Source organism: Pseudomonas sp. D5(2026) (assembly GCF_057766845.1).
The window spans coordinates 533,841-547,855 of sequence record NZ_CM173421.1 but is presented as its reverse complement, the minus strand read 5'-3'; the positions used below and the strand labels follow the sequence as shown (position 1 = coordinate 547,855).

Genomic DNA, 14,015 nt, shown 5'->3' with positions numbered 1-14,015 from the left:
AAGGAGACACACCATGCGTTATGCACATCCCGGTACCGAGGGCGCGAAGGTTTCCTTCAAGAACCGCTACGGCAACTACATCGGTGGTGAGTTCGTTGCTCCGGTAAAGGGGCAGTACTTCGAAAATACCTCCCCGGTGAATGGCAAGCTGATCGCTGAATTCCCCCGTTCTACTGCCGAAGACATCGAGAAAGCCCTGGATGCCGCCCATGCTGCGGCCGACGCCTGGGGCCGCACTTCAGTGCAGGATCGTTCCAACGTTCTGCTGAGGATTGCCGACCGTATCGAGCAGAACCTCGAACTGCTGGCCATCACCGAAACCTGGGACAACGGCAAGCCGATCCGCGAAACCCTCAACGCCGACATTCCGCTGGCAGTCGATCACTTCCGCTATTTCGCTGGCTGCATCCGCGCCCAGGAAGGCGGTGCTGCCGAAATCAATGAAGGCACCGTGGCCTACCACATCCACGAGCCACTGGGCGTGGTCGGGCAGATCATCCCCTGGAACTTCCCGATCCTGATGGCTGCCTGGAAGCTTGCCCCGGCACTGGCCGCTGGTAACTGCGTGGTGCTCAAGCCTGCCGAACAGACGCCGCTGGGCATCACCGTCCTGCTCGAAGTCATTGGCGACCTGTTGCCACCTGGCGTGCTCAACGTGGTGCAAGGCTACGGCCGCGAAGCCGGTGAAGCCCTGGCCACCAGCAAGCGCATCGCCAAGATCGCCTTCACCGGCTCTACCCCGGTGGGCTCGCACATCATGAAATGCGCGGCCGAGAACATCATCCCGTCCACCGTCGAACTGGGTGGCAAGTCGCCGAACGTGTACTTCGAAGACATCATGCAGGCCGAGCCAAGCTTCATCGAGAAGGCGGCAGAAGGCATGGTGCTGGCGTTCTTCAACCAGGGCGAAGTGTGCACCTGCCCGTCGCGTGCCCTGGTGCAAGAGTCGATCTACCCGCAGTTCATGGAAGTGGTGATGAAGAAGGTGCTGCAGATCAAGCGCGGCGACCCGCTGGACACCGACACCATGGTCGGCGCCCAGGCCTCGCAGCAGCAGTTCGAAAAGATCCTCTCTTACCTGCAGATTGCCCAGGACGAAGGCGCCGAGCTGCTCACCGGCGGCAAGGTCGAGAAGCTGGAAGGTGCGCTGGCTACCGGTTACTACATCCAGCCGACCCTGCTCAAGGGCAACAACAAGATGCGCGTGTTCCAGGAAGAAATCTTCGGCCCGGTGGTCAGCGTCACCACCTTCAAGGATGAAGCCGAAGCACTGGCGATTGCCAACGACACCGAGTTCGGCCTGGGTGCCGGCGTGTGGACCCGCGACATCAACCGTGCCTACCGCATGGGCCGCGGGATCAAGGCTGGCCGTGTGTGGACCAACTGCTACCACCTGTACCCGGCGCATGCCGCATTCGGCGGGTACAAGAAGTCGGGGGTCGGGCGTGAGACGCACAAAATGATGCTGGATCACTATCAGCAGACCAAGAACCTGCTGGTGAGCTACGACATCAACCCGTTGGGCTTCTTCTAGACCGCGTCGCCTTCTTCGCGGGTAAACCCGCTCCTACAGGTTCACCGTTGGTTCCAGAACCGGTTCGGTACCTGTGGGAGCGGGCAAGCCCGCGAAGAGGCCGGACCTGCTTTACACAAAACCCGGGCGGCAACCGTGCACCAGCCGCCCTGGCTCGCTTCCTGCAGCACCCATCACCATCGGCCCGGAACCCTTCCGGCCACCAAGAAAAACAACAGGTGAATCTATGCCAAGCGAACATTCCGCCGGATCGCCGGCAGGCTCTTCCGTCGACTTCGAGAAAGTCGGCTCTGACTATTTCCAGCAACGTGAACTGAAAAAAGGCGCTGCCGGCTGGGTACTGCTGGTCGGCCTGGGCGTGGCGTACGTCATTTCCGGCGATTACGCCGGCTGGAACTTCGGCCTGGCGCAGGGCGGCTGGGGCGGCATGTTCCTGGCCACCTTGCTGATGGCCACCATGTACCTGTGCATGTGCTTCTCGCTGGCCGAGCTGTCGTCGATGATCCCCACCGCTGGCGGTGGCTATGGCTTTGCCCGCAGTGCCTTCGGCCCATGGGGCGGCTTTTTGACCGGCACGGCGATCCTTATCGAATACGCCATCGCCCCTGCCGCCATCGCGGTGTTCATCGGCGCCTACTGCCAATCGCTGTTCGGTATCGGCGGCTGGATGATCTACCTGGCGTTCTACATCGTGTTCATCAGCATCCACATTTTCGGCGTGGGTGAGGCACTGAAGCTGATGTTCATCATCACCGCCATCGCCGCCATTGCCCTGGCCGTATTCCTGATAGGCATGGTGCCCCATTTTGATGCAGCCAACCTGTTCGACATCGCCAAAACGGACGCCGTCGGCGCCAGCAGCTTCCTGCCGTTTGGCTATGTCGGCGTGTGGGCAGCCATCCCCTACGCCATCTGGTTCTTCCTTGCCGTCGAAGGCGTGCCGCTGGCCGCAGAAGAAACCAAGAACCCCAAGCGTGACCTGCCTCGCGGCCTGATCGGCGCCATGCTGGTACTGCTGGCCTTCGCCTTGCTGATCCTGGTGGTCGGCCCGGGCGGCGCAGGCTCCGAGGCGCTGAAGGCCTCCGGTAACCCGCTGGTCGAAGCCCTGTCGAAGGCCTACGGCGGCTCCACCTGGATGGGCGGCTTCGTCAACCTGGTCGGTCTGGCCGGGCTGATCGCCAGCTTCTTCTCGATCATCTATGCCTATTCCCGGCAGATCTTCGCCCTGTCCCGCGCCGGTTACCTGCCGCGCAAATTGTCGGAAACCAACAAAAGCAAGGCCCCGGTAATGGCCTTGGTCATCCCGGGCATCATCGGCTTTGCCCTGTCGCTGACGGGCCAGGGTGACTTGCTGATCCTGGTGGCAGTGTTTGGCGCTACCCTGTCTTACGTGCTGATGATGGCTGCGCACATCACCCTACGCATCCGCCGGCCAAAGATGGAACGCCCCTACCGCACCCCAGGTGGCATCTTTACTTCCGGCCTGGCGCTGGTGCTGGCGTGTATCGCCGTGGTCGCCGGATTCCTGGTTGACCCGCGGGTAGTCATTGGCGCTGCAGTGATCTATGCGGTATTAATTGCCTACTTTGCTTTCTACAGCCGCCACCACCTGGTTGCGGGCACACCGGAAGAGGAATTCGCCGCGATCCAGAAGGCCGAAGAGGCCCTGCACTGATCGCCGCCACCCGCCGCGGGGCAACCCGCGGCTCTGGAGATTCTGTATGGCAAGTTTCGTACACACGGTCGGCCACCTGGTCTACCGCTTCGACAGCCTCAAGGACGTGATGGCCAAGGCCAGCCCGGCACGCTCCGGGGACTGCCTGGCAGGCGTGGCGGCCAGCAACGACGGCGAGCGTGTCGCCGCGCAGATGGCGTTGGCCAATATTCCGCTGACGCACTTTCTCAATGAAGCACTGATCCCTTACGAAGCAGATGAAGTGACCCGCCTGATCATCGACACCCACGATGCCCAGGCCTTCGCCCCGGTCAGCCACCTGACCGTGGGTGGTCTGCGCGACTGGCTGCTGAGCGAGGAAGCCAATGAAGACAGCCTGCGCGCCCTGGCGCCCGGGCTGACCCCGGAAATGGCCGCTGCCGTGTCGAAGATCATGCGCGTGCAGGACCTGGTGCTGGTGGCGCAGAAAATCCGCGTGGTCACCCGGTTCCGCGGCACCATGGGCCTGCGCGGGCGCCTGTCGACCCGGCTGCAACCCAACCACCCGACAGACGAACCGGCCGGTATTGCCGCCAGCATTCTCGACGGTTTGCTGTACGGCAACGGCGACGCCATGATCGGCATCAACCCGGCCACCGACAGCATCGCTTCGATTTGCGCCCTGCTGGAAATGCTCGACGCCATCATCCAGCGCTACGACATCCCCACTCAGTCCTGCGTGCTGACCCACGTCACCACCTCGATCGAAGCGATCAACCGTGGCGTGCCACTAGACCTGGTGTTCCAGTCCATCGCTGGCACAGAGGCGGCCAACGCCAGCTTCGGCATCAACCTGAACGTGTTGCAGGAAGGCTACGAAGCAGGTCTGTCGCTGAAACGTGGCACCCTCGGGCAGAACCTGATGTATTTCGAAACCGGCCAGGGCAGCGCGCTCTCGGCCAACGCCCACCACGGCGTCGACCAGCAGACCTGCGAAACCCGCGCCTATGCCGTGGCCCGTCACTTCAAGCCGTTTCTGGTCAACACCGTGGTCGGTTTCATTGGCCCGGAATACCTGTACAACGGCAAGCAGATCATCCGCGCCGGCCTCGAAGACCATTTCTGCGGCAAACTGCTGGGCGTGCCGATGGGTTGCGATATCTGCTACACCAACCATGCCGAAGCCGATCAGGACGACATGGACACCTTGCTGACGCTGCTGGGTGTGGCCGGCATCAACTTCATCATGGGCATCCCCGGCTCCGACGACATCATGCTCAACTACCAGACCACCTCGTTCCATGACGCGCTGTACGCGCGCCAGACCCTGGGCCTGAAGCCTGGGCCGGAATTCGAGGCATGGCTGGCCCGCACCGGCATTTTCACCCAGGCCGACGGCCGGGTGCGTTTCGGTGACAACCTGCCGCCGGCCTTCCGCCAGGCCTTGGCACAGCTTGCATAGGGATGACCATGGACCATCGCACGCCTACCCCCGACAACCCTTGGCTGGCCCTGCGCAACCTGACCCCGGCGCGCATCGCCCTGGGCCGCACTGGCACCAGCCTGCCGACCGGGGCGCAGCTGGACTTCCAGTTCGCCCATGCCCAGGCACGTGATGCCGTGCACCTGGCTTTCGACCACGCCGGCCTGGCCAGCCAGCTCAGTGACCGCGGGCGCGAAAGCCTGGTGTTGCACAGCGCGGCCAGCGACCGCCACCAGTACCTGCAGCGGCCGGACCTTGGCCGCCGGCTGAACGAAGACTCGATTGCGACCCTTCGCCAGCACGCTCAGACCAACCCAGGTGGCGTCGACCTGGCCATCGTGGTGGCTGACGGCCTCTCGGCCCTGGCCGTGCATCGCCACACGCTACCGTTCCTGACCCGCTTCGAGGAACAGGCTGCCGCCGACGGCTGGACCAGCGCCCCGGTGGTGCTGGTGCAGCAGGGCCGTGTGGCAGTGGCCGACGAGGTCGGCGAGCTGCTGGGCGCCCGGATGACGGTGATGCTGATCGGTGAACGCCCGGGGCTGAGCTCGCCCGACAGCCTTGGCCTGTATTTCACCTATGCACCCAAGGTCGGCCTGACCGATGCCTACCGCAACTGCATTTCCAATATCCGCCTGGAGGGGCTGAGCTATGGCATGGCAGCGCACCGCCTGTTGTACTTGATGCGCGAAGCCTGCCGGCGCCAGCTTTCCGGGGTGAATCTGAAGGACGAAGCCGAGGTACATAGCCTGGAGAATGAAGACAGCGCCAGCCAGAAAGGTAACTTCCTGCTCGGCAAAGGGTAAAAAACCTGTCACGGAAGGCGGATTGCACTTGTGCCGTGCATTGGGGCAGCATGCCCTTGAACGCTGCTGGCATTCCGCTGTTTCCCAAATGGACTCTGAGGGCCGCACATGCGCATCATCAAGGCAACCCTGGAACACCTCGACCTGATCACGCCGTTGTTCGTCAAATACCGTGAATTCTACGGGCAGTTGCCCTACCCCGACAGCTCGCGCAACTTTTTGGAAAAGCGCCTGAAGCGGGATGAATCGGTGATTTACCTGGCACTTCCGGATGATGACGACGGCAAACTGCTGGGCTTTTGCCAGCTGTACCCGAGCTACTCGTCGCTGTCGTTGAAGCGGGTATGGATTCTCAACGATATCTATGTAGCTGAGGACTCCCGGCGCATGCTGGTGGCCGACCACCTGATTCGCGAAGCGAAGAAAATGGCCAAAGAGACCAATGCTGTGCGCATGCGGGTGTCGACCAGCGCGAACAATGAAGTGGCGCACAAGACTTACGAATCCATCGGTTTTCGCGAGGATACCGAGTTCAAGAGCTACATCCTGCCGATCAGTCAGGATTGACCCGCACCAGCCTCTTAGCGGGCGTGCCCGCTAAGAGGCTGGTAAAGGAATACCCCTCTACCGTAACCCCCCGCTACAAACTCCTCGGGCATGATCCTCACTTAGCCGTATAATGGCGCACCTGTCATGTGTGAAAATTTACCCCTCCCCCGGTAACCAAGCCTACGCCCAAGAACACAGGTGCTGTACATGGATTTCAACCCGCTGGACCTTATCCTGCATCTCGATGCCTACCTCGATCTGCTGGTCACCAACTACGGTCCCTGGATCTACGCCATCCTGTTCACCGTGATCTTCTGCGAAACCGGCCTGGTAGTCATGCCATTCCTGCCGGGCGACTCGCTGCTGTTCATCGCCGGCGCCGTTGCGGCGGGTGGTGGCATGGACCCGGTGCTGCTGGCCGGCCTGCTGATGGCCGCTGCAATCCTGGGCGACAGCACCAATTACGTGATCGGCCGAACGGTCGGCGAGCGGTTGTTCAACAACCCCAACTCCAAGATCTTCCGCCGCGACTACCTGCAGCGTACCCACGATTTCTATGAACGACATGGCGGCAAGACCGTGACCATGGCGCGCTTTCTGCCTATCTTGCGTACCTTTGCACCGTTCGTCGCGGGCATCGCTCACATGCACTACCCACGCTTCCTCGGCTTCAGCGTTGCCGGTTCGCTGCTATGGGTCGGCGGCCTGGTCACCTTGGGCTACTTCTTCGGCAACGTCCCGTTCATCAAGCAGCATCTGTCGCTGATGGTGGTGGGCATCATCATCCTGTCGCTGGTGCCGATGATCATCGGCTTGCTGCGTGGCCGCCTGGGCCGTACGGCCAAGGCTCACTGAACAAACAGGTAAAGAACAAACGGCATGTGGTCATTCAGCGCCTGGCGGCGCAAGCGTACTCTGGCGCGCTACCCGATCACGCCACAGCAATGGCAGGCCGTACGCGAGCGGCTGCCGATGCTGGACGGCATCAGCGACGCTGAAGACCACTGGCTGCGCGAAGCCTGCATCCTGTTCCTGCTCGACAAGCACCTCACCTGCCTGCCCGGTGTCGAGCTGGACGACGAGCAGCGCCTATTGCTGGCTGCCCAGGCACAGTTACCGCTGCTTCACCTGGGTGAGCTGAACTGGTACCAAGGCTTCCACGAAATCATTCTGTACCCCGACGACTTCAAGAGCCCCCAGCGCCACCGCGATGCCAGTGGCGTGGAGCATGTGTGGGACGGCGAACACAGCGGCGAGGCGTGGCAGCAGGGGCCGATCATACTGGCCTGGAACGGCGTGCTGGCCAGTGGTGGCTGGGAGGCCTACAACCTGGTCATCCATGAGCTGGCACACAAGCTCGACATGCTCAATGGCGATGCCAACGGCCTGCCACCGTTGCACAGCGGCATGCCAGTTGATGAGTGGGCAAGCGCCATGCAGCAGGCTTACGACGATCTCAACCAGCAACTGGACGCCAACCCCGACGCCGAAACTGCCATCGACCCTTACGCTGCGGAAAACCCGGCAGAGTTCTTTGCCGTTACCAGCGAGTACTTCTTTAGTGCCCCCGACCTGCTTCATCAGGCTTATCCACAGGTCTACCACCAGTTGTCGCTGTTCTACCGGCAAGACCCGCTGGCGCGCCTGTGCCGGCTGCAGGCGGAACATCCCGAGTACCGCGAAAGCCAAGCCTGACGGGCCCGCACATCAGGCCAAGCGTGGCATGCCCCGGCAGAATGTGCCTATAATCGCCGCCACTTTTTGGTCAAACACGGGGGCACTGCCCAATGAGCTACAGCAAGATTCCGGCGGGCAAAGACCTGCCGAACGACATCTACGTCGCCATCGAGATCCCGGCCAACCACGCGCCGATCAAATACGAAATCGACAAGGACAGCGACACACTGTTCGTCGACCGTTTCATGGCTACCCCAATGTTCTACCCAGCCAACTATGGCTTCATCCCGAACACCCTGGCTGACGACGGTGATCCGCTGGACGTGCTGGTGGTTACCCCTTACCCGGTGGCCCCAGGCTCGGTTATCCGCGCCCGTCCGGTCGGTGTGCTGAACATGACCGACGACGGTGGCGGCGACGCCAAGGTCGTCGCTGTTCCTCACGACAAGCTGTCGCAGCTGTACGTCGACGTCAAGGAATACACCGACCTGCCAGCCCTGCTGATCCAGCAGATCGAGCACTTCTTTGCCAACTACAAAGATCTCGAGAAGGGCAAGTGGGTCAAGATCGAAGGCTGGGAAGGCGCCGACGCCGCCCGTGCCGCGATCACCAAATCGGTCGCTGCCTACAAGGGCTGATTCCGACTGCAGAAAAAACCCCGCTTTGGCGGGGTTTTTTTATGCCTGAATGGGCAACGCGCGCATTACCGAGAATAAATCCTACACAGTCCTACGCTAGCATCCTACAAGCAGCCTATTTTCTTACAAGTTCAATCAACATCCGGTTCATATCCTTGCTGACAACTCGCCGCTACACTCGCTGCCATGAACACTTCCGGCGACCGACTCAGAGCCCTGCTCCATGAATGTGGCCTGACCCCTTCCGATTTCGCCGCTCAGCGCAGCGTCACAGCACAGCACGTCAACAACTGGTTCAAGCGCGGTGTGCCTTTGGCCCGGCTGGACGAACTGGCCGATTTGTTCTGTGTACACCGCCGTTGGCTACGCACCGGTGAAGGTCCCAAACACCCCCACCCGCTCCTGCGTAACGGCTGTCCACGGCCAGTGCCCGCCAACCCGCTTACCCCGCTCTCGGAACATCGTAGCCGGGTACTGAAAGTGCCCTACTACGAAGTGCAAAACGGCTTGCTGTCGCCGGTGGGCAGCAAGCACCTGTGCTTGCCGGCAAACACCCTGAAGGGCTTGGGTGTGCAAGCCGGCAACGCAATCTGCGTGGCAATGCCGGCCAGCAACATGCTCCCGCTGATTCCGCTGGAAGCTACCCTGGCCATCGACCTGGGCATGACCAAGGTGGTCGAGGGCGAAACCTATGCCCTACTGCAAAACGGCATGCTCAGGGTGAACAACCTCAGTCTTGGCCCGCACGAAACCCTTTACCTGCACAGCCATGACCGGCGCAACTACGCGGTCGAACGCTACACCCCTGCTCAGCGCCAGGCGCAGGGCCTGGAAATTCTTGGCTGGGTGTTCCATTGGTCACATTTGCGCCAGCAGCGGCCCAGTTGAAGCACCCTGCGCAATTTTTTGCTGGGCATCCTGCGCCCGCCCTTGTATGCTACGCCGCACATTAAGCCCCGACCGGCGCAAGCCGCGGTCCAGAGGGCTCGGCGATATCCCACACGGGCATCTGCCATCTCTTTCAGGCCCTTGATGGCCACACAGTTAAGGCGATTGCGGCTTACCATAAATTAGTCGGAAGCGTCCCCGAGAAGCCGGCCACAAGCCGGCTTTTTAATTTAACAAACCTTCAAAAACAGCATTCACAACCCGCGGGTTTCCAACCCCTACCTCCGTGCATAGAACGCAGCCCTTTGCGCCTCCCGCTCTGCTCAGCCCCCGCTGTTGAAGGGCAGCCCGCAACCGATCCTGGTGTGTCTGTTTCTTCTTGTAACGCATATAAACATCAAATTGATATTTCGAAATCTTCCAATGGGGCGGTTTTTTCGAAGGTGGGTGTTTCGCTCTTGACTATAATTAAACGATTAGATGTATGCCACACGTGCAGCTATCATTAGAGATTGCTTAATAATAATATTTAATCTGTAACGGCTTGGTGTATTGATGAGGACTTAGCATGAACGCCTTATTGAAAGAGCTGCACGCCTATCATCATGAGGTGGCTACCAAAATTACTCAGATCAAAGAGTTACTGGAGAGGATTAGGCACGGATCTGCGGGTGCCGATGACCGCAAGCTGTTGTTTAAGCAACTGGAAGCCTTGCATGGCGATGCAGAGCGGCACCACCATGAAAATGAAGAGCTTATTCGGCTGGCCTTGCTGACGACCGAGGCCCCGATCCACCAACGGGTCATGGCTATCGAGCAAGATCATCAAGCCTTCAAGCGAATTGCTGGACAACTCAAGATGTTGGAGCAGTCAACGCAGGAAGCGAGAGTAATCGCCGACACGATCGAAGACTTCATCAAGAAGTACTATGATCATATGGATGCCGAGGAGAATATTTTCTTTCCGGTGGCAGACAAGTGGGTATCAGAAATTCAATGGCGGGACATAAAGCGCCAGTGGCATTGATCGAATGCTTTAAGTATATTGCATTAAAACCAGATCACTGTTTAACGCCGTGACTTTACCGTCACTGACAATGCATACACCCTGTAGGATTACTTATATATAGTTACACACGGGGTGATTTGTGAGCATTATAACTTTCAATGGCCTGGGGCACGGCCCCATACTGGCCACTTCCCTGCGCAGGGCAATCGAAGGCGTACTTGGCCAGCGACTGCCCTGCCTTGGTCAAATCAAGGTTGCGCGTACTTGAGCACGTACAGGCACAGCTCGCGATAGACATCGACAGGCAACTGCGACATCAGCTTCTGAGCCTGACCGAGGGTTTTGCAATTGAGTTCGGCCATCGTCCGACGGTGTTCTGAACCCAGCAGGCCGGCATGCACCACCTGCGCATACTGAATATAGGAACAGGGGAAATCGGCCTGGGGACTGCGCTGGACCTTGAAGTTGATCTTCAGGTCCGCCCCGCGGAAGAATGCCCTGCCCTGGTAGGTCTGCTGGGGCACGAGGAGCCCTTTTTCAGGACAGGTGCTGTGACAGACCGGCAGGCTATTCCTGTCCGTCTCCAGGCCACGTCGATAGATCACGATTTCGGAACCCGGTACCTCGATACAGGCGTTTTCGAAAGCATCGATGATGGACCTGCCATTGATTTGCGCCTCTTCGATCTGCGTCAGGCTGACCACACGCTCGATTTCATGATTGCCAACGCTGTTGACCACACGGTCCAGGGTCGACCAGTGGCTGAACTCTTTCTGGCACGCTATCAGATGGACCTCGCTCTGATAGCCCTGCCCGGCGGCTTTAGGTGGAAAATCAGCGAAGTGAGGGCTGTCGAGTGCGGTCTCCATGATGATGTTGTATTTGTTTTCCATCGCATACGTGCAAATCATTGCCCCCAGGCGCCAGATGAACGACTCGGTATGCTCATAGACATGCAGCACGCCTTTGTCTTCCATCGCCCGATAATGAGGGTGCAGTTCACGAAAATGGGTTTCGTAAAGGCGAACATAATTGTCGTACCGCCCGCTCTTCAGCAGCGTGTTTTCCAGCAAGTACGTCTTACCCGAGCCCTGTGCACCGGCAATGATGAGCATTTTGGGCTTGAGCACGCCGTCGACGTAGTCGCGCTTCTTGTCGAACAATGTGTCGACGACTTTCCTGAATGCGAGATGGAGATCGGTATCGGTAAAAGGATAGAGAGAGGACATGACGGTTCGTTTCCTGGGTTTGCCAATGTGACCGTCACGAAGGTAGGCGCTGCGGCAGGTGAAAAGGGGTAGATGGTTACTGCTGCAAGTCTCATCGAAGGTAGTAGAACAGCGGGTTGCCAGTGAGGCGGCACTGTGCTGTATGCTTGGGCGGTCTTCAGGGCGGGGTGAAAGTCCCCACCGGCGGTAAATCGAAAGATGAGCCCGCGAGCGCCCCGACCATGTCGGGGGTCAGCAGATCTGGTGCAACTCCAGAGCCGACGGTCATAGTCCGGATGAAAGAAGGCGTTATGCAGGGGCCATCCGGGCGCCCTTGCGCGCGCATTTTGTTCGCCCCGAGACGTTCATCGATCATTCACGAGGAGCGTTTCATGTTCACCCAGCACCCCGCGCAATTCCCCAATGTTTCCGCCGCCATCGCCGCCTTCCAGGCCGGGCGCCCTGTACTGTTGCTCGACGATGACGACCGCGAGGACGAAGCGGACATCATTGCCGCCGCCGAGAACATTTCGCTGCAGACCATGGCCATGATGATTCGCGATTGCAGCGGCATCGTCTGCCTGTGCCTGGACGAAGCCACCGTCGACGAACTGCAGCTGGCGCCCATGGTGCAGAATAATCAGGCCAGGCACGGCACCGGTTTCACCGTTACCATCGAAGCGGCCGAAGGTATCACCACAGGGGTTAGTGCCCAGGACCGCATCACCACCATTGGCGCAGCACTGCGCTCCAGCGCCGAACAGCGCCATATCGTCAGCCCGGGGCATGTTTTTCCGCTGCGCGCCCGCAATGGCGGGGTGCTGACCCGCCGTGGGCACACCGAAGGCTCGGTAGACCTGGCGCGCCTGGCCGGCCTGCGCCCGGCAGCGGTCTTGTGCGAACTGATGAACCCCGATGGCACTATGGCCCGTGGTGAGCAGGTGGCGGTATATGCACGGCAGTACAATTTGCCGGTGCTGACCATCGAGGAACTGGCGCGGTACCGTGAAGCGATGGTGGAACGGGAAGCTGCTACGGCTTGATGGTTTTCTGCGCCTGACTTGAGGTAGATGGCGGCGCTGAAATCGAGCGCCGCCTGCGCGGCGCATCGCGAGCAAAGCTCGCTCCTACATTTTTTCGGGCCAGAAACATCTGTGCTGCGCGTGATCGCCTTGTTTGTTTCATACAGTATCGAGGTTCGCCCCAGAAGCCTGCTCCACACAAGTTTGCTCCCCCCGCCCCGCTCTGCTAGTGTCGCGCCGTTCTGAATGCCACCGAGACAGTCGCCATGGCCCGCAAAAAAGCCTCCCTCGATTTCGAGCAATCCCTCGCAGACCTGCAAGCACTGGTCGAGCGCCTGGAGAACGGCGAGTTGTCGCTGGAAGAGTCGCTGGCCGCCTTCGAACAAGGCATCGCCCTGACCCGTGATTGCCAGGGCGCCCTGGCCCAGGCCGAACAGAAGGTGCAAATTCTGCTGGAGCGCGACGGCGAACTGGCTGCCCAGCCCTTCGACGCGGAGCCCGAAGCATGATTGGCACCTACCAGGCCAGTTGCCAGGCGCGCGTCGACGCAGCCCTCGAACCGCTGTTCATCGCCCCGACCAAAGAGCTGGAACGCCTTTACGCCGCCATGCGCTACAGCGTGATGAACGGCGGCAAACGCGTGCGCCCGTTGCTGGCCTACGCGGCCTGCGAAGCCTTGGGCGCCCCGGCCGAGCAGGCCAACGGTGCAGCCTGCGCGGTCGAGCTGATCCATGCTTACTCGCTGGTACATGACGACCTCCCGGCCATGGACGACGACGATTTGCGTCGCGGCCAGCCAACCACCCACAAGGCTTTTGACGAAGCGTGCGCCATCCTTGCTGGCGACGGTTTGCAGAGCCTGGCTTTCAGTGCCCTGCTCGACCCATGCCTGAGCCCGCAGATCGACAGCATTCGCCTGGCCATGGTTCAGGTACTGTCCAAAGCTGCCGGCCCGGCCGGCATGGTCGGCGGCCAGGCCATCGATCTCGGATCGGTGGGCCAGAAGCTGGACCAGCAGGCATTGGCGTTCATGCACCGGCACAAGACCGGCGCGCTGATCGAAGCCAGCGTACGCCTCGGCGCCCTGGCCAGCGCCCGCGCCGAACCGGCACGGCTGGATGCCCTGCAGACATATGCACAGGCCATTGGCCTGGCATTCCAGGTGCAGGACGACATCCTCGACGTGGAAAGCGACACCGCCACCCTGGGCAAACGCCAAGGTGCAGACATAGCGCGTGACAAACCGACCTACCCGGCCCTGCTGGGCCTGGAAGCCGCCAAAGCCTATGCAATCGAACTGCGCGACCAGGCGCTGGCCGCACTGCAAGGGTTCGGCGAAACGGCCGAACCGCTGCGGGCTTTGGCGCGTTACATCGTCGAACGCCGTAACTAAACAGCTTCACCTATCCCCGTAGGATCGGGTTTACCCGCGAATGCGATCTTGAATTTGCCAACGCATTCGCGGGTAAACCCGCTCCTACAGGGGGCCGCGTAACCTGTGGTCGAATGGGCACTTTTCCCACAATGGGGTAAACTGCCGCGTCTTC

The 14,015-nt window shown here is 60.4% G+C and carries 14 protein-coding genes and 1 riboswitch; of the genes, 13 read left to right on the top strand and 1 reads right to left on the bottom strand.

The window, feature by feature from the left end; genetic code table 11:
• Positions 1-13: 13 nt before the first annotated feature.
• The 10 genes from exaC (at position 14) to AC3B5Q_RS02505 (ending at position 10,256) form a co-directional block, all read left to right on the top strand.
• Entirely contained in the window at positions 14-1,534 is a 1,521-nt protein-coding gene (gene exaC / locus AC3B5Q_RS02550) for an acetaldehyde dehydrogenase ExaC (protein WP_021783950.1), read from the top strand.
• Between the two features lie 226 nt (positions 1,535-1,760).
• Entirely contained in the window at positions 1,761-3,209 is a 1,449-nt protein-coding gene (eat, locus tag AC3B5Q_RS02545) for an ethanolamine permease (RefSeq protein ID WP_021783949.1), read from the top strand.
• A 46-nt stretch (positions 3,210-3,255) separates the two neighbouring features.
• Positions 3,256-4,650 (top strand): ethanolamine ammonia-lyase subunit EutB, encoded by a 1,395-nt coding sequence (locus AC3B5Q_RS02540; protein WP_021783948.1) that lies wholly within the window; start codon positions 3,256-3,258, stop codon positions 4,648-4,650.
• An 8-nt stretch (positions 4,651-4,658) separates the two neighbouring features.
• A complete protein-coding gene (gene eutC / locus AC3B5Q_RS02535; protein WP_021783947.1) occupies positions 4,659-5,477 on the top strand; it encodes an ethanolamine ammonia-lyase subunit EutC in 819 nt (272 codons plus the stop codon).
• A 108-nt stretch (positions 5,478-5,585) separates the two neighbouring features.
• The gene (locus AC3B5Q_RS02530) at positions 5,586-6,044 is read left to right on the top strand and encodes a GNAT family N-acetyltransferase (protein WP_021783946.1); all 459 of its coding nucleotides are present in this window, start codon (positions 5,586-5,588) and stop codon (positions 6,042-6,044) included.
• A gap of 189 nt (positions 6,045-6,233) precedes the next feature.
• On the top strand, positions 6,234-6,881 hold the full coding sequence (locus tag AC3B5Q_RS02525; RefSeq protein ID WP_021783945.1) for a DedA family protein: 648 nt from the start codon (positions 6,234-6,236) through the stop codon (positions 6,879-6,881).
• Positions 6,882-6,905: 24 nt separating this feature from the next.
• Positions 6,906-7,721, top strand: coding sequence for a M90 family metallopeptidase (locus tag AC3B5Q_RS02520; protein ID WP_021783944.1), 816 nt, complete (start codon positions 6,906-6,908; stop codon positions 7,719-7,721).
• Positions 7,722-7,813: 92 nt separating this feature from the next.
• Positions 7,814-8,341, top strand: a complete 528-nt coding sequence (gene ppa / locus AC3B5Q_RS02515; RefSeq protein WP_021783943.1) for an inorganic diphosphatase — start codon at positions 7,814-7,816, stop codon at positions 8,339-8,341.
• Positions 8,342-8,527: 186 nt separating this feature from the next.
• Positions 8,528-9,229 carry an XRE family transcriptional regulator gene (locus AC3B5Q_RS02510; protein WP_488392810.1) on the top strand — a complete coding sequence of 234 codons (702 nt, stop codon included), beginning with the start codon at positions 8,528-8,530 and terminating at the stop codon, positions 9,227-9,229.
• A 568-nt stretch (positions 9,230-9,797) separates the two neighbouring features.
• The gene (locus AC3B5Q_RS02505; RefSeq protein ID WP_103470208.1) at positions 9,798-10,256 is read left to right on the top strand and encodes a hemerythrin domain-containing protein; all 459 of its coding nucleotides are present in this window, start codon (positions 9,798-9,800) and stop codon (positions 10,254-10,256) included.
• A 230-nt stretch (positions 10,257-10,486) separates the two neighbouring features.
• Here AC3B5Q_RS02505 and AC3B5Q_RS02500 read toward each other — a convergent pair whose 3' ends face one another.
• Complete coding sequence (locus AC3B5Q_RS02500) at positions 10,487-11,467, bottom strand: zeta toxin family protein (protein WP_274118815.1); 981 nt, start codon at positions 11,465-11,467, stop codon at positions 10,487-10,489.
• 149 nt (positions 11,468-11,616) lie between these two features.
• Positions 11,617-11,758: riboswitch (FMN riboswitch) on the top strand.
• An 80-nt stretch (positions 11,759-11,838) separates the two neighbouring features.
• On the opposite strand from AC3B5Q_RS02500, the gene ribB reads away from it, so the two are divergent.
• The 3 genes from ribB to AC3B5Q_RS02485 all read left to right on the top strand — a co-directional run bounded on the left by ribB (position 11,839) and on the right by AC3B5Q_RS02485 (position 13,861).
• On the top strand, positions 11,839-12,489 hold the full coding sequence (ribB, locus tag AC3B5Q_RS02495; RefSeq protein WP_103443417.1) for a 3,4-dihydroxy-2-butanone-4-phosphate synthase: 651 nt from the start codon (positions 11,839-11,841) through the stop codon (positions 12,487-12,489).
• Between the two features lie 245 nt (positions 12,490-12,734).
• A complete protein-coding gene (locus AC3B5Q_RS02490; protein ID WP_003255380.1) occupies positions 12,735-12,977 on the top strand; it encodes an exodeoxyribonuclease VII small subunit in 243 nt (80 codons plus the stop codon).
• Positions 12,974-13,861 carry a polyprenyl synthetase family protein gene (locus AC3B5Q_RS02485; protein WP_021783938.1) on the top strand — a complete coding sequence of 296 codons (888 nt, stop codon included), beginning with the start codon at positions 12,974-12,976 and terminating at the stop codon, positions 13,859-13,861. Before AC3B5Q_RS02490 ends, AC3B5Q_RS02485 begins: the two co-directional genes overlap by 4 nt.
• Positions 13,862-14,015: the final 154 nt, after the last annotated feature.